12 protein-coding genes are annotated in these 14,207 nt (G+C 74.6%); 9 read left to right on the forward strand and 3 right to left on the reverse strand.

All coding sequences use genetic code 11. The annotated features are described in order from the left end of the window. The first annotated feature begins 18 nt into the window (after nucleotides 1-18). The 3 genes from C9F11_RS12545 (at nucleotide 19) to C9F11_RS12555 (ending at nucleotide 2,799) form a co-directional block, all read left to right on the forward strand. A complete protein-coding gene (locus C9F11_RS12545; protein ID WP_138959366.1) occupies nucleotides 19-933 on the forward strand; it encodes a metal-dependent hydrolase in 915 nt (304 codons plus the stop codon). 2 nt (nucleotides 934-935) lie between these two features. After that, nucleotides 936-2,018, forward strand: coding sequence for a PDR/VanB family oxidoreductase (locus tag C9F11_RS12550; RefSeq protein WP_138966392.1), 1,083 nt, complete (start codon nucleotides 936-938; stop codon nucleotides 2,016-2,018). Between the two features lie 73 nt (nucleotides 2,019-2,091). Next, nucleotides 2,092-2,799, forward strand: a complete 708-nt coding sequence (locus C9F11_RS12555) for a TetR/AcrR family transcriptional regulator (protein ID WP_138959367.1) — start codon at nucleotides 2,092-2,094, stop codon at nucleotides 2,797-2,799. On the opposite strand, the gene C9F11_RS12560 is transcribed toward C9F11_RS12555, so the two are convergent. Continuing rightward, nucleotides 2,796-4,547 (reverse strand): fused response regulator/phosphatase, encoded by a 1,752-nt coding sequence (locus tag C9F11_RS12560; RefSeq protein ID WP_138959368.1) that lies wholly within the window; start codon nucleotides 4,545-4,547, stop codon nucleotides 2,796-2,798. The two genes, C9F11_RS12555 and C9F11_RS12560, sit on opposite strands and share 4 nt — an antisense overlap. A gap of 266 nt (nucleotides 4,548-4,813) precedes the next feature. Here C9F11_RS12560 and C9F11_RS12565 point away from each other — a divergent pair, with 266 nt between their 5' ends. The 3 genes from C9F11_RS12565 (at nucleotide 4,814) to C9F11_RS12575 (ending at nucleotide 8,530) form a co-directional block, all read left to right on the forward strand. Then, nucleotides 4,814-6,508 (forward strand): alpha-amylase family glycosyl hydrolase, encoded by a 1,695-nt coding sequence (locus tag C9F11_RS12565; RefSeq protein WP_138959369.1) that lies wholly within the window; start codon nucleotides 4,814-4,816, stop codon nucleotides 6,506-6,508. 25 nt (nucleotides 6,509-6,533) lie between these two features. After that, a complete protein-coding gene (locus tag C9F11_RS12570) occupies nucleotides 6,534-7,580 on the forward strand; it encodes a LacI family DNA-binding transcriptional regulator (RefSeq protein ID WP_138959370.1) in 1,047 nt (348 codons plus the stop codon). A 104-nt stretch (nucleotides 7,581-7,684) separates the two neighbouring features. Further along, the gene (locus C9F11_RS12575; RefSeq protein ID WP_138959371.1) at nucleotides 7,685-8,530 is read left to right on the forward strand and encodes a phosphatase PAP2 family protein; all 846 of its coding nucleotides are present in this window, start codon (nucleotides 7,685-7,687) and stop codon (nucleotides 8,528-8,530) included. A gap of 137 nt (nucleotides 8,531-8,667) precedes the next feature. Here the strand turns inward: C9F11_RS12575 and C9F11_RS12580 are convergent, their stop codons facing one another. Further along, on the reverse strand, nucleotides 8,668-11,658 hold the full coding sequence (locus C9F11_RS12580) for a bifunctional [glutamine synthetase] adenylyltransferase/[glutamine synthetase]-adenylyl-L-tyrosine phosphorylase (protein ID WP_138959372.1): 2,991 nt from the start codon (nucleotides 11,656-11,658) through the stop codon (nucleotides 8,668-8,670). Between the two features lie 128 nt (nucleotides 11,659-11,786). Between C9F11_RS12580 and C9F11_RS12585 the strand changes: the two genes are divergently transcribed. The 3 genes from C9F11_RS12585 (at nucleotide 11,787) to C9F11_RS12595 (ending at nucleotide 13,360) form a co-directional block, all read left to right on the forward strand. Further along, nucleotides 11,787-12,299 carry a pyridoxamine 5'-phosphate oxidase family protein gene (locus tag C9F11_RS12585; RefSeq protein WP_138959373.1) on the forward strand — a complete coding sequence of 171 codons (513 nt, stop codon included), beginning with the start codon at nucleotides 11,787-11,789 and terminating at the stop codon, nucleotides 12,297-12,299. A gap of 141 nt (nucleotides 12,300-12,440) precedes the next feature. Continuing rightward, the gene (locus C9F11_RS12590) at nucleotides 12,441-12,875 is read left to right on the forward strand and encodes a VOC family protein (protein ID WP_138959374.1); all 435 of its coding nucleotides are present in this window, start codon (nucleotides 12,441-12,443) and stop codon (nucleotides 12,873-12,875) included. Nucleotides 12,876-12,937: 62 nt separating this feature from the next. Further along, complete coding sequence (locus C9F11_RS12595; protein WP_138959375.1) at nucleotides 12,938-13,360, forward strand: VOC family protein; 423 nt, start codon at nucleotides 12,938-12,940, stop codon at nucleotides 13,358-13,360. On the opposite strand, the gene aac(3) is transcribed toward C9F11_RS12595, so the two are convergent. Continuing rightward, on the reverse strand, nucleotides 13,353-14,201 hold the full coding sequence (aac(3), locus tag C9F11_RS12600) for an aminoglycoside 3-N-acetyltransferase (RefSeq protein ID WP_138959376.1): 849 nt from the start codon (nucleotides 14,199-14,201) through the stop codon (nucleotides 13,353-13,355). The two genes, C9F11_RS12595 and aac(3), sit on opposite strands and share 8 nt — an antisense overlap. Between the last annotated feature and the right edge of the window lie 6 nt (nucleotides 14,202-14,207).

Raw genomic sequence — 14,207 nt, forward strand, 5'->3', positions numbered from 1 at the left:
CGGCCGTACATTGACGCCATGTCTAACACGAAGGCCCGGCTCCCCCAGCCCGTCGCCTCCGAGCACATACCGCTCAAGGCCCGCAACGTCTCCTTCTCCTGGGAGAAGACGCCCCTCCACTGGCTCCCGGGCGACCCCTTCACCACGCACACGATCAACGTCCTGCACCTCCTGCTGCCCGCGGGAGAGCGCTGGTTCGTGCACGTGTACAAGCAGGCGCTCCCCCTCATCCGCGACGAGGAACTGCGGGCGGACGTCATCGGGTTCATCGGCCAGGAGGCCATGCACGCGCAGGCCCACGACGAAGTCCTGCCGCACCTGCGGGAGCAGGGCCTCGACCCGACCCCGTACACCGCCCAGGTCGACTGGCTCTTCGAGAAGCTGCTCGGCGACCGGACGCTGCCGCCGGGCCGGGCCCGCCGCTGGTGGCTCCTGGAGCGCGTCGCGATGATCGCGGCGATCGAGCACTACACCGCCTTCCTCGGCGACTGGGTCCTGAACGCGCACGAGCTGGACCGGCGCGGCGCCGACCCCACGATGCTGGACCTGCTGCGCTGGCACGGCGCCGAGGAGGTCGAGCACCGCTCCGTCGCCTTCGACCTGTTCGTGCACCTCGACGGCTGCTACCGCCGCCGGGCCCGCACCTGGGCCACCGCCTTCACTGCGCTGGTGTTCCTGTGGCAGCGCGGCGCCCGCTTCTTCATGGAGAACGACCCGACGCTGCCCGGCGGCAAGGCGACCTTCAGGGACTTCCACCGGAGCGGGCGCGCGGGCACGCTGCCCAGCACCGGCGCCATGCTCCGCTCCATCCCCACGTACCTGAGCCGCTCCTACCACCCCTCGCAGGAGGGCAGCACGGCCCAGGCCGTCGCCTACCTCGCCGCGTCCCCCGCCGCCACCGCCGCCGAGGCCCGCGCGAACGGAGCCGCGTGACCATGCCGCTGCCCCGCACCGCCCGCACCGCCCTGCTCGTCACCGGCGCCGTCCTGGTCGCCGGGCGGACCAGACGCGCCCTGCGCCGCCGCATCGGCGCGTCCCCGCTGTGGCCGCTGCCCGCCCTGGAGACGCCCGTCTCGGGGCAGCCGCGCTCGCGGGCGCTGCGGCTGCGCGTGGCCCGCCACGAGCAGGTCGCCGACGGCGTCGTCCAACTGCGCCTGGAGGGGCGGGCGTTGCCCGCCTGGGAGCCGGGCGCCCACCTCGATCTGGTGCTGCCATCGGGGCTCGTACGGCAGTACTCGCTGTGCGGCGACCCCGGCGACCCGTCCTCGTACACGATCGCCACCCGCAGGATCGGCGCCGACGAGGGCGGCAGGGGCGGGTCGCGCGAGGTGCACGAGGAACTGTACGAGGGCGCGGAGGTCGAGGTGCGCGGGCCGCGCAACCGCTTCCCGCTGGTCGCGGACGCCCCCGCGTACGCGTTCGTCGCGGGCGGCATCGGGATCACCCCGATCCTGCCCATGGTCCGGGCCGTCGAGGCCCGGGGCGGCAGCTGGCGGCTGCTGTACTGCGGGCGCGGCCGGGCCTCCATGCCCTTCCTCGACGAGGTGGAGAAGGCGGGCGGCGAGCGGGTCACCGTCGTCGCCGAGGACACGGACGGGCGGCCGGACGTCGCCGGGTTCCTCGACGGCGCCGCCGAGCGGGGCGCCGCCGTGTACGTGTGCGGGCCCGAAGGGCTCATGGACGCCGTGGCCGCCGCGCTGCCCGAGAGCGGCCCGCCGCACCTGGAGCGGTTCGCGCCCCGCGCCCCGGCGGACGGCGGCGCCTTCGAGGTCGAACTGCGCCGCAGCGGCCGCACGGTGACCGTCGACGCGGACACCACGGTGCTCGCCGCCGTCCGCAAGGAGCTGCCGAGCACCCCGTACTCCTGCGAGCAGGGCTTCTGCGGCACCTGTCAACAGCGGGTCCTGGAGGGCGAGATCGACCACCGGGACGAGCTGCTCACCGACGGCGAGCGGAGCGACTCGATGCTGATCTGCGTGTCCCGCGCGCGAGGGGAGCGGATCGTCCTCGACCTGTGAGCACGCCGACGGCGGCGAACGGGCGGAGCAGGGGCCTCCGTTCATGGTCCGAACGGATCGGTAGAGTGTTCGCATGACTACGGGGACGCGGCGCAGGATGGGTGTCGAGGAGCGGCGGCAGCAACTGATCGGGGTGGCCCTCGAACTGTTCAGCCACCGCTCGCCCGAGGACGTGTCCATCGACGAGATAGCCTCGGCCGCCGGCATCTCGCGCCCGCTCGTGTACCACTACTTCCCCGGCAAGCTCAGCCTGTACGAGGCCGCCCTGCAGCGGGCCGCCGACGAGCTGGCCGAGCGGTTCGTGGAGCCGCGCGAAGGGCCCCTCGGCGCCCGCCTGCTGCGGGTGACGGGCCGGTTCTTCGGCTTCGTCGACGAGCACGGGCCCGGCTTCTACGCGCTGATGCGCGGCGGACCCGCCGTCGGCTCCTCCACGACGAACGCCCTGATCGACTCGGTGCGCCAGGCGGCGTACGACCAGATCGTCGCGCACCTGGGCATCGCCGCGCCGCCCGCGCGCCTGGAGCTCGTCGTGCGCTCCTGGATCTCCCTCGCCGAGTCCACCGCCCTGATCTGGCTGGACGGCCGCCGCATCCCGCGTGCCGAGCTGGAACGGCAACTCGTGCACGACTTCGCGGCGTTGGCGGCGGTCAGCGCGGCGTACGACCAGGAGATGGCGGAGCTGCTCGGCCAGGTCCTCGCCGACGAACCCGCCGACGGCCCGTTCGCGGACCTGCTCTCCCGCCTCGCCGCGTTCGCGCCGCCCGCCGTGCTGCCGTCCTAGCTCCCGGGCCCGGCGGCGGCGCGCCCGCCGCCGTCGGTGAGGCGCAGCGCCAACAGCGCGATGTCGTCCTCCCGTTCGCGGCCGAAGCACTCCAGGAGCGTGTCGCACAGGGCCGTCACGCCGTGCGGAGCCCCGGCGGCCGCGACGCGCAGGTGCTCCATCGACACGGCGAGGTCCGTGCCGCGCGTCTCGATCAGGCCGTCGGTGACCATCAGGAGGCGGTCCTCGGGCGTCAGCCGCACCTCGGTGGGCTCCGGGCGCGGCAGCCCGAGGCCGAGCAGCGGGCCGCGCGCCCTGACGTACCCGGCCCTGCCGCCGTCGTGGACGACCAGCGGCGGGATGTGCCCGGCGTTGGCGACCCGGACGCGGCCCGTCACCGCGTCGACGAGCGCCAGGCACAGGGTGGCCGTGACGTCCGGGTGGTAGCGCTGGAGCATGCGGTCCAGGCGCCCGGCGAGCGCCCCGGGCTCCGGGTCCTCCACGCAGTAGGCGCGCAGCGCGTGGCGCAGCTCCACCATCACCGTGGCCGCTTCCAGGGAGTGGCCCACGACGTCGCCGATGCCGGTGAGCACGCCCGCGGACGTGGCGAGCACCGCGTAGAAGTCGCCGCCGATCTCCGCCTGCCGCGAGGCCGGTTCGTAGCGGACCACGACCTCCGCGCCGGGGGTGTGCGGCAGCCGGGCCGGCAGGAAGCTGCGCTGGAGGGTGAGGGCGACGTGGCGCTCCTCCTCGTACATGAAGAGCTGCTCCGCGACGCGTGCGGTGGCGTGGGCGAGGCGCGTGAGCTCGGCGGCGTGGTCGTGCGCGTGGGCGGGGGTCGCCAGGCACACCGGGGCGTGGTCCTCGCGGGTCCGGGCGAGGGCGAGCAGCGCGCCGTCGGGCGGGGCGAGGAGCGGGTCGTCGTACGCGTGGTGGCCGCCGTGGCCGTTGCCCGCGCGGGAGTCCGGGCGGGGCCCGAGGACGTCGGGGCCCGCCGCGAAGGGGCCCGCGCCGAAGAACCCGGCGGGCCAGACCGGCGCGGGGATCACCGTGCTGTGGGCGCCGGTCCTGCCGGACATGAGGCTGCGCAGCAGCCGGGCCACGGCGTCGTGGGCGCCCCGGTCGGGCAGCGCCGTGGCGGCCCGGCGGCGGGACAGGCCGCGGTGCATCTCGCCCTCGTCGTCGAGCACGAAGGCCGCGGCGGGCGTGCCGCTGAGCCGGGCCGCCTGGGTGGCCGCGGTCTCGGCCAGCTCGTCCGGGCAGCCCGCGGACTGGATGTCGAGGACGGCCTCGGCGAGCAGCGCGAGCCGGCCCGCCCGGGTCGTGGCCGCGCTGCGGTGCCGGGCGCCGCGGGCGGCGGCGCGCACCACCGCCTCGATCTCCTCCGGCTCGGCGGGCACGGTCAGATAGGCCTCGGCGCCCGCGTCCAGGCCCCGGCAGCGGTCGAGGGTGCCGTGCGCGACGGCGGAGAAGTGCACGACGGGCAGGCCCGCGGTCGTCGGTGACGCCTTCATGCGGCGGCACAGGTCGTAGCCGCTCATGTCGGGCAGGCCGACGTCGACGAGCGCCACGTCGGGCAGTTCGCCCGCGCGCAGCCGGGCGTCGAGGGCGAGCAGGGCCTCGCCCGCGCTCCCGGCGAGCAGGACCCGGTGGCCCGCCCGGCACAGGACCGCGTCCAGCGCGTACCGGCTCGCGGGCACGTCGTCGACCACCAGAACGGTGGTGGCGTCCGGCCGGGCCTCTTCCTTCCGGCCCGCGACGTTCTCCATGACGCCCACGTGGACTGCCCCCCGGAGCTGCGGACGACAGCGGGCCCCCTCGGCACGCTCGGATCGCCCGTCCACGCTAGCGCTCCGGCACGCTCCTGGGGAGCGCATGGCGCCCTTGCGCCCCCGTCCACGGCGAACGCGCGGGCCGCGCCGGGTCCGCCCGCTCGTGACCTTCGCCTCCCGCCGGGCGTTCACCAGGGCGTCCGGCTCCCCCGCGCACGGCATCGGGAGGGGCGCAGTCGATCCCCGTACCGGCAAGGGACTTCATGACCCAGCACCTCACCGACGCACCGGCCGACGACGCCGACCGCACCGCCGCCGCGCCCACCGGCTGGTGGCGCGACGCGGTCATCTACCAGGTGTACCCGCGCAGCTTCGCCGACTCCGACGGCGACGGCATGGGCGACCTGCCGGGCGTCACCGCCCGGCTCCCCCATCTGCGACGGCTCGGCGTCGACGCCGTCTGGCTGTCGCCGTTCTACGCCTCGCCGCAGGCCGACGCGGGGTACGACGTGGCGGACTACCGCGCGGTCGACCCGGTGTTCGGCACCCTCGCCGACGCCGACGACCTGGTGCGCACGGCCCACGGGCTCGGCCTGCGCGTGATCGTCGACATCGTGCCGAACCACTGCTCCGACCAGCACGAGTGGTTCCGGAAGGCCCTCGCCGACGGCCCCGGATCGCCGCTGCGGGAGCGGTTCCACTTCCGCCCCGGCCAGGGCGCGCACGGCGAACTCCCCCCCAACGACTGGGAGTCGGTGTTCGGCGGCCCGGCCTGGACCCGGGCCGCGGACGGCGCGTGGTACCTGCACCTCTTCGCGCCCGAGCAGCCCGACTTCAACTGGGAGCACCCGGCGGTGCACGAGGAGTTCCGCTCCGTCCTGCGGTTCTGGCTCGACCTCGGCGTCGACGGCTTCCGCGTCGACGTGGCGCACGGCCTGATCAAGGCGCCGGGCCTGCCGGACGTCGGCCACGGCGAACAGGTCAAGCTGCTCGGCTCCCGGCCCACGCCGTACTTCGACCAGGACGGCGTGCACGAGGTCTACCGCGACTGGCGCGCGGTCCTCGACGCGTACGACGGCGAGCGCGTCGCCGTGGCCGAGGCGTGGACGCCGACGGTGGAGCGCAGCGCCCTGTACCTGCGCCCGGGCGAGCTGCACCAGGCCTTCAACTTCGCCTATCTGACGACCGAGTGGGACGCGGCGGCGCTGCGTGCCGTGATCGACCGCTCGCTGGCCGCCATGAACGCCGTGGGCGCCCCGGCGACCTGGGTGCTCTCCAACCACGACGTGGTCCGGCACGCCACCCGCCTCGCCCCCGGCGACCCGGCGCGCGGCCTGCGCAGGGCCCGCGCCGCGACCCTGCTCATGCTGGCGCTGCCCGGCTCGGCCTACCTCTACCAGGGCGAGGAGCTCGGCCTGCCCGAGGTCACGGACCTGCCCGACGAGGTGCGTCAGGACCCGGCGTTCTTCCGCGGCTCGGGCGCGGGCGGCGCGGGGCAGGAGGGCACCCGCGACGGCTGCCGGGTGCCGCTGCCCTGGTCGGGGACCCGGCCGCCGTTCGGCTTCGGGCCGGTGGAGGGCGGACCGAGCTGGCTGCCGCAGCCCGCCGCCTGGAAGGACCTCACCGTCGAGGCGCAGGAGGCCGACCCGGGCTCGACGCTGTCGCTGTACCGTGCCGCGCTCGCCGCGCGCCGGGCACAGCCCGCGCTGGGGGCGGGCGAGGCCGTGGAGTGGCTTCGGGCCCCGGAGGGCGTCCTCCTCTTCCGACGGCACGCGGAGGAGGGCCCCGGCGGTGCCGTCGTCGTCGCCGTGAACCTCACGGACCGTCCGGTGACGCTCCCCGCTCCCGGCCGGCTGCTCCTGAGCAGCGCCAACTCGGAACCGTCGGAGGCCGAGTTGGACGGCTCCGCCGCGGGCACCGTCGTACCCCCCGACACGACGGTCTGGTGGGCAGCGTGAGAGTCGCCCGGTACAGTCCAACCCTGTGACCGCGCGACTGGCCGACATCGCAGCCCAGGCGGGGGTCAGCGAGGCGACCGTGAGCCGGGTCCTGAACGGCAAGGCGGGCGTCGCTGCGGCCACCCGTCAGTCCGTGCTCGCCGCGCTCGACGTCCTCGGCTACGAGAGGCCCGTACGGCTGCGCAGGCGCAGCGCGGGCCTCGTCGGCCTGATCACGCCCGAGCTGGAGAACCCGATATTCCCCGCGCTCGCCCAGGTGATCGGGCAGGCCCTGACCCGGCAGGGGTACACGCCCGTCCTGGCCACCCAGACCCCCGGCGGCTCCACCGAGGACGAGCTCACCGAGATGCTGGTGGACCGGGGCGTCGCGGGCATCATCTTCGTCTCGGGCCTGCACGCCGACACCACCGCGGACACCGAGCGCTACGAGCGGCTGCGCGCCCAGGGCGTCCCGTTCGTGCTCGTCGACGGCTTCTCGCCCACGGTGCGGGCACCGTTCATCTCGCCCGACGACCGCGCGGCCATGCGCCTCGCGGTCACACACCTGGCGTCGCTCGGCCACACCCGCATCGGCCTGGCCCTCGGCCCGCGCCGCTTCGTACCGGTACAGCGGAAGATAGAGGGCTTCGCGCGCACCATGCGGGAGCGCTTCCAGCTGGCGCAGGACGCCGTCGAGGCGGAGCTCGTCGAGCACTCCCTGTACACGCTCGAAGGCGGTCAGGCGGCGACGTCCGCGCTCCTGGACCGCGGCTGCACGGCCGTCGTCTGCGCCAGCGACATGATGGCGCTCGGCGCGGTGCGGGCGGTGCGGGACCGGGGCCTGGAGGTGCCGGACGACGTCTCCGTCGTCGGCTTCGACGACTCGGTGCTCATCGCCTTCACGGATCCGCCCCTGACGACGGTCCGCAAGCCCGTGCCCGCGATGGGCCAGGCCGCGGTCCGCACGCTCCTCGAGGAGATCGCGGGGACGCCCGCGCCGCACAGCGAGTTCGTCTTCATGCCGGAGCTGGTCGTGCGCGGCTCCACGGCGATGTGCCCGGACGGGCGGCCGGGCACCGGGTCCGCCCCCTAGGAAATCGGCCTGAAGCGGCTCGTCCCTGAGGTGTAGGGAGTGCGCCCGGAACCCATCGGGGGGATGATCTGAGGTGAGGTGGGTATCTGGCAGACTCTGTGCCTATGGGTGAGATGACTGTGACGACACTGGAAGGCCGCCGGCGGCCCACCACATCACCCACCGCGGGCGAGCAGGATGACCGCTTTGGGCGGAATTTGCTGCGCCGCTTGCGTACGCCCCGACGACCACGGCTGTGGTTCGAGATCCTGCTGATCGCGGTGAGTTACTGGACGTACTCGCTGATCCGCAACGCCGTGCCGGAGCAGAAGTCGGCCGCGCTGCGCAACGCCGACTGGATCTGGGACGTGGAGAACACCCTCGGCATCGCCGTGGAGCGTTCCGTCAACCACGCCGTGGATTCCGTGACATGGCTCATCGTCGGCATGAACTACTACTACGCGACGCTGCACTTCATCGTCACGCTCAGTGTTCTCGTGTGGCTGTACCGCAGTCATCCCGGGCGGTACGCGGCCACGCGCCTGGTCCTCTTCGCGACCACGGCGGTGGCCCTGCTCGGTTACTACCTGTATCCGCTGGCTCCGCCCCGGCTGATGCCCGGCGGGGACTTCATCGACACCGTCATCGTGCACAACACCTGGGGCTCGATGGCGTCCGGCGACCTCAAGAACATGTCGAACCAGTACGCCGCGATGCCGTCCATGCACATCGGCTGGTCCCTGTGGTGCGGCCTGACCATCTTCGCCCTCGCCTCGGTGCCCTGGGCGAAGGTCCTCGGCCTGCTCTACCCCGTGGCGACGCTCGTGGTCATCGTCGCCACCGCCAACCACTTCTGGCTGGACGCGGTGGGCGGCATGATCTGCCTCGCCTTCGGCTACGCGGTCGTCCGCCTCTGGTACGGCGCCTTCCCTTACGCCCTGCCTCAGCAGATCCCGCCACTCCGGGCCTGATCCTCAAACGCCGGAGGGGCTGGATCTTCCAGCCCGTCCGGCGTTTGAGGACGAGGCGCGGAGCGCCGATACGGGGGTCCAAGGGGGCGGAGCCCCCTTGTTCGGGAAGGGGCGGGCCCGGGGCGCACCGCGAAGGGCTACGCCCCGTAGAAGCGCGCTTCCACCACGGCCCGGGCCCGCCGGGTGGTGCGGCGGTAGTCGTCCAGCATGTCCCCGACGTGCCCGGCCTCGTACCCCAGGTAACGCCCGACCGCGGCGAGCTCCCGCCCGTCGGACGGAAACGTGTCGCCCGCCCGCCCCCGCACCAGCATCACCGCGTTCCGCACCCGCGTGGCGAGCACCCACGCCTCGTCGAGGATCGCGGCCTCCTCGCCGGGGATGAGCCCGGCCGCGCAGGCCGCGGCGAGGGCTTCCCGGGTGCGGGTGGTGCGCAGGCCCGGCTCGGCCCAGGCGTGGCCGAGCTGGAGGAGCTGCACGGTCCACTCGACGTCGGAGAGGCCGCCGCGGCCCAGCTTGGTGTGCAGCGTGGGGTCGGCGCCGCGCGGCAGGCGCTCGGTCTCCATCCGGGCCTTCAGCCGGCGGATCTCGCGGACCGCCTCGTCGCCGAGCCCCTCGGCGGGGTAGCGCAGCGGGTCGACCAGCTCGACGAAGGCCCTGCCGAGGTCCGCGTCGCCCGCGACGGGCTCGGCGCGCAGGAGCGCCTGGGACTCCCAGACGAGGGACCAGCGGCGGTAGTAGGCGGCGTACGACTTCAGGGTGCGGACCAGCGGGCCGCTCTTGCCCTCGGGGCGCAGGTCGGCGTCGATGAGGAGCGGCGGGTCGGCGGAGGGCAGCTGGAGCAGGCGGCGCATCTCGGCGACGACCTTGTTCGCGGCCTTGGCCGCCTCCTGGTCGTCGACGCCCTCGCGGGGCTCGTGCACGAAGAGGACGTCGGCGTCGGAGCCGTAGCCGAGCTCGCGCCCGCCGAAGCGGCCCACGCCGATGACGGCGAAGCGGGTGGGCAGCTCGTCGCCCCAGCCGTCGCGGACCACGGCGCGCAGGGCGCCCGCGATGGTGGCGGCGGTCAGGTCGGACACGGCGGTGCCCACGCGGTCCACCAGCGCGCCCGCGTCGGTGCCCGCGCTGCCGTACGAGGCGATGAGGTCGGCCGCGGTGGTGCGGAACAGCTCGCGCCGCCGCACGCCGCGGGCGGCGGCCACCGCCTGCTCGGGCCCGTCGGCGCGGCGCACGGCGGCCAGGACCTCCTGTTCGAGGGCGGCGCGGCCGCGCGGCTCCAGGCCGCGTTCGTCGCCGAGCAGGGCGACCGCCTCGGGGGCGCGAAGGAGCAGGTCGGGGGCGAGGCGCCCGGCGGAGAGGACCCGGGCGAGGTTCTCCGCCGCCGCGCCCTCGTCGCGCAGCAGGCGCAGGTACCAGGGGGTCTTGCCGAGCGCGTCGGAGACCTTGCGGAAGCCGAGCAGGCCCGCGTCGGGGTCGGCGGAGTCCGCGAACCAGCCGAGCAGGACCGGCAGGAGCGTGCGCTGGATGGCGGCCTTGCGGGTGACGCCGGAGGCGAGGGCCTCCAGATGGCGCAGGGCGGCGGCCGGGTCGGCGTACCCGAGGGCGACGAGCCGCTCGCGGGCCGCCTCGGTGCTCAGCCGGGTCTCGCCGGGTGCCAGCTGGGCGACGGCGTCGAGCAGCGGACGGTAGAAGAGCTTCTCGTGCAGGCGGCGGACGACGGTGGTGTGCCGCTTCCAGGCGCGGCCGAGGTCGGTGAGGGGCTCGGCGCGCATGCCGAGGGAGCGGCCGATGCGGCGCAGGTCGGCGTCGTCCTCGGGCACCAGGTGGGTGCGGCGAAGGCGGTACAGCTGGATGCGGTGCTCCAGGGAGCGCAGGAAGCGGTAGGCGTCGTCGAGCTGGGTGGCGTCGACGCGGCCGACGTAGCCCCCGGCGGCGAGCGCGGCCAGGGCGTCGAGCGTCGTACCGCTGCGCAGCGACGCGTCCGCGCGGCCGTGCACCAATTGCAGGAGCTGGACGGCGAACTCGACGTCGCGCAGGCCGCCGGGGCCGAGCTTCAGCTCGCGGTCGACCTCGCCCGCCGGGATGTTGGCGATCACTCGGCGGCGCATCTTCTGCACGTCGGCGACGAAGTTCTCGCGCTCGGCGGCCTGCCAGACCAGGGGCGCGACGGCGGCAGCGTACTCCGCGCCGAGCTCGGCGTCGCCCGCGACGGGCCGGGCCTTGAGCAGCGCCTGGAACTCCCAGGTCTTGGCCCAGCGCTGGTAGTAGGCGAGGTGCGAGGACAGGGTGCGCACCAGCGGGCCGTTGCGGCCCTCGGGGCGCAGATTGGCGTCGACGGGCCAGATGGTGCCCTCGACCGTCGTGTCCGAGCAGATCCGCATCAGGTGCGAGGCGAGCCGGGTCGCGGCCCGCAGCGCCTTGCCCTCGTCGACGCCGTCGGCGGCCTCGCCGACGAAGATGACGTCGACGTCGGAGACGTAGTTCAGCTCGTGGCCGCCGCACTTGCCCATGGCGATGACCGCGAGGCGGCACTGGGCGGCGTCGGCGGGCGCGGCGGCGCGGGCCATGGCGAGCGCGGCGCGCAGCGTGGCGGTGGCGAGGTCGGCGAGCTCGGCGGCGGTCTGGGCGACGTCGGTGGTGCCGCACACGTCGCGGGCGGCGATGGAGAGCAGGCAGCGGCGGTAGGCGACGCGCAGCGAGACCGGGTCGGTGGCTTCGGCGAGGCCGCGCTCGAACTCCTCGACGCCCGGGTGCAGATCGGCGGCCTCGTACGTGACCAGGGCGCGCCAGTCGCGCGGGTGCCGGGCGAGGTGGTCGGCGAGCGCCTCGGAGGCGCCGAGGACGCCGAGCAGCCGGTCGCGCAGCGGCTTGGAGCTGACGAGGGTGTCGAGGAGCTCGCGCCGGTCGGTCTCGGCGGACTCCTTGGGCTGGGCCTCCACGAGGCGGACGAGGCCGAGCAGCGCCACGTCGGGGTCGGCGGTGGCGCCGAGCGCGTCCAGGAGCACCGGGTCGGCGCGGACGGCGTCGAGGCCGGGCGCGGCGAGCAGCCGCTCGGCGGCCGACGGGTCGGTGAATCCGTGCCGCAGCAGCCGCGTGAACGTGCTGCTCCTGCGCCCTTGCGGCAGCGTCATCCGCACGCCTTTCGCTCGCCTGTCCTGGCCAGAGCCTACCGAGCGGTGACGGGGCACGGTCCGATGAGTTTCCCGCGCGTGCGGGGTCTGCACCGGGACGCGAGCATGGAAGCGACAGGAGGGCCGTCATGACGAGCCAGGAACCGGTGACCGAGCTCGATCCGCGCTACAGCAGCGAGGACGCCGTCGCCGTCCCCTGGGCGCACGCCCTGGAGCTGCTGCGGTCGGCCGAGCAGTTCTGGATCTCGACGGTGCGCCCCGAGGGCCGTCCGCACGTCACGCCGCTGCCCGCGGTGTGGCAGGACGGGGCGCTGCACTTCGCGACGGGCCCCGAGGAGCGCAAGGCGCGCAATCTGGCGCGCAACCCCGAGACGGTCCTGACCACCGGCACCGGCCGGTGGGACCAGGGCTACGACGTGGTCGTCGAGGGCACGGCGACGCGGATCACGGACGAGCGGCGGCTGCTGGCCCTCGCCGCCGCGTGGGAGGACAAGTACGGCAGCTTCTGGCACTACGAGGTGCGGGACGGCTGCTTCCACCACGGCGCCGGGCACGCGTACGTCTTCGCGGTGGCGCCGCGCACGGTGTTCGGCTTCGGCAAGGGGGAGCCGTTCAGCCAGACGCGGTGGCGGTTCGCGTGACGGCGGGCGGGACGGAGGCGGCGGGCACGCCGGGGTCGCCGGGGTCGCCGAAGCCCCTCCCGAATCGAACAGACATCCGTACGATGAGCGGGCCAGGGTGCGCCCGGGTCGCGGCGTACCCCCGAAGGAAGGGATCGAGCCATGGAGTGGACGCTCGAAGTCGTGACACTGCCGGTCGCGGACCTCGACCGGGCCAAGGACTTCTACGAGACCAAGTGCGGCTTCAAGGCGGACCTGGACAGCGAGGTCGCGCCGGGCGTGCGCGTCATCCAGATCACACCGCCCGGCTCGCGCTGTTCGTTCGCGATGGTGACCGGTCTGCCCCTGGCCCCCGGCCAGGACGCGATGGCGCCCGGCTCGCTCCAGGGCCTCCAGCTCTGCGTGACCGACATCGAGGCGGCCCGTGCGGAGCTCGCGGGCCGCGGCGTGGACGTCACGCCGGTGCGGACGCTGGGCGCGCGGGGCTGGGAGGACGGCAGGGGCGACGCGGAGTGGAGCTCCTTCTGCTTCTTCAAGGACCCCGACGGCAACGGCTGGACGGTGCAGGAGGCCCCGGCCCCGCTCGCGCACCGCTGAACGCCGAACGACCGGCCACGAGGGCGCCCCGGCCCCGCGGACGCCCCCACGAGGAGGAGTCGATGGACTACACACTCGAAGTGATCCCCCTGCCCGTCACCGACATCGACCGGGCCAGGGACTTCTACGCGGACAAGTGCGGCTTCCACGTCGACATCGACGGGGAGGTCGCGCCCGGCATACGGCTCGTGCAGCTGACGCCGCCCGGCTCCGGCTGCTCGGTGATCCTCGGAGACACCGTCTGGGAGGCGACGCCGGGCCCGACGCCCGAGCCCGGCTCGTACCAGGGCCTGCAGCTCGTGGTCGCCGATCTGAAGCAGGCTCGCGAGGAGCTGACCGCCCGCGGCCTCGAACTGTCCGAGACGGTCTCGTACGCGGAGGCGGACGGCGCCTCCTTCATGTACTTCACGGACCCCGACGGCAACGGCTGGTGCATCCAGGAGTACAAGGTCCGGGCGGCACGGCCGCTGCGGGAGGTCATCTGAGCTTCTCCTCCATCCAGGCCACGCCGAACTCCACGACGTCCCGGGCCTCCAGGAGGTGGCTCTCGGCGGCGCCGACGAGCCCCCGCGCGCCCTTCCCGGTGGCGAGCAGCTCGCGGGCGATGACCTCGAACGGCCAGACGCCGTCCGGCACGACCGGGGAGTAGTCGAAGGCGCCGTCGGCGGAGTCGATGTCGTGGAAGCGCCGCCAGACGCGCTCGCCGCCCTCCAGGACGGGCTGTTCGTAGTCCACGAAGCGCTTGCCGGGGGCGTCGGCGAGGGCCTCGGCGTGGTGCAGCAGCGTGAGCGAGTCGAGCGGCGCGCCGAGGAGCAGCACCCGGCCGCCCTTCGCCACGAGCCGCGCCAGGGGGCTGTCCGGGCCGTGGGGGTCGTCCCACGGGTGGTCGGCCATCAGCGCCCGCGCGTCGGCGCCGAGCGCGGCGAAGCTGGCGTCGGGGTGGCGGCTGCGCACGGCGCCGGGCCAACGGCGCAGCGCCTCGGGCAGCCGCCCGTTGTTGTGGTCGGCCTCGCTCAGCTCCGGGTCGTAGGCGGGGTGCTCCGCGCGCAGGGCGTCCTGCCACTCCTGGGGCCAGTCCGTGCTGAACTCGTACGGCGGCGCGTCGTTCCACCCGCAGGTCACCATCAGCGTGCCGCGCTCCCCCACGACGTCGCCGAGCGCCCCGATGAGTGTCTGGGGCCCGCCCGCCACGTACCCGATGGCGGACATCCGGGTGTGGAACATGACGACGTCGCCCGCGGCGAGGCCCAGCGCCCGCAGGTCCCGCACGAGCCGGCCCCGGGTCACGGGGCCGCCGGAGCGCTTCAGCAGTTCCTCTTCGTCCATGCCCGC

This window comes from Streptomyces sp. YIM 121038, from assembly GCF_006088715.1.
Lineage (GTDB): Bacteria > Actinomycetota > Actinomycetes > Streptomycetales > Streptomycetaceae > Streptomyces.

Bases quoted from the DNA above. Each gene is read 5' to 3' on its own strand.
- C9F11_RS12550 (WP_138966392.1), top strand. From the start codon at position 936: ATGCCGCTGCCCCGCACCGCCCGCACCGCCCTGCTCGTCACCGGCGCC.
- C9F11_RS12595 (WP_138959375.1), top strand. From the start codon at position 12,938: ATGGACTACACACTCGAAGTGATCCCCCTGCCCGTCACCGACATCGAC.
- C9F11_RS12585 (WP_138959373.1), top strand. From the start codon at position 11,787: ATGACGAGCCAGGAACCGGTGACCGAGCTCGATCCGCGCTACAGCAGC.
- C9F11_RS12555 (WP_138959367.1), top strand. From the start codon at position 2,092: ATGACTACGGGGACGCGGCGCAGGATGGGTGTCGAGGAGCGGCGGCAG.
- C9F11_RS12545 (WP_138959366.1), top strand. From the start codon at position 19: ATGTCTAACACGAAGGCCCGGCTCCCCCAGCCCGTCGCCTCCGAGCAC.
- C9F11_RS12580 (WP_138959372.1), bottom strand. From the start codon at position 11,658: ATGACGCTGCCGCAAGGGCGCAGGAGCAGCACGTTCACGCGGCTGCTG.
- C9F11_RS12575 (WP_138959371.1), top strand. From the start codon at position 7,685: ATGGGTGAGATGACTGTGACGACACTGGAAGGCCGCCGGCGGCCCACC.
- C9F11_RS12560 (WP_138959368.1), bottom strand. From the start codon at position 4,547: ATGGAGAACGTCGCGGGCCGGAAGGAAGAGGCCCGGCCGGACGCCACC.
- C9F11_RS12565 (WP_138959369.1), top strand. From the start codon at position 4,814: ATGACCCAGCACCTCACCGACGCACCGGCCGACGACGCCGACCGCACC.
- C9F11_RS12590 (WP_138959374.1), top strand. From the start codon at position 12,441: ATGGAGTGGACGCTCGAAGTCGTGACACTGCCGGTCGCGGACCTCGAC.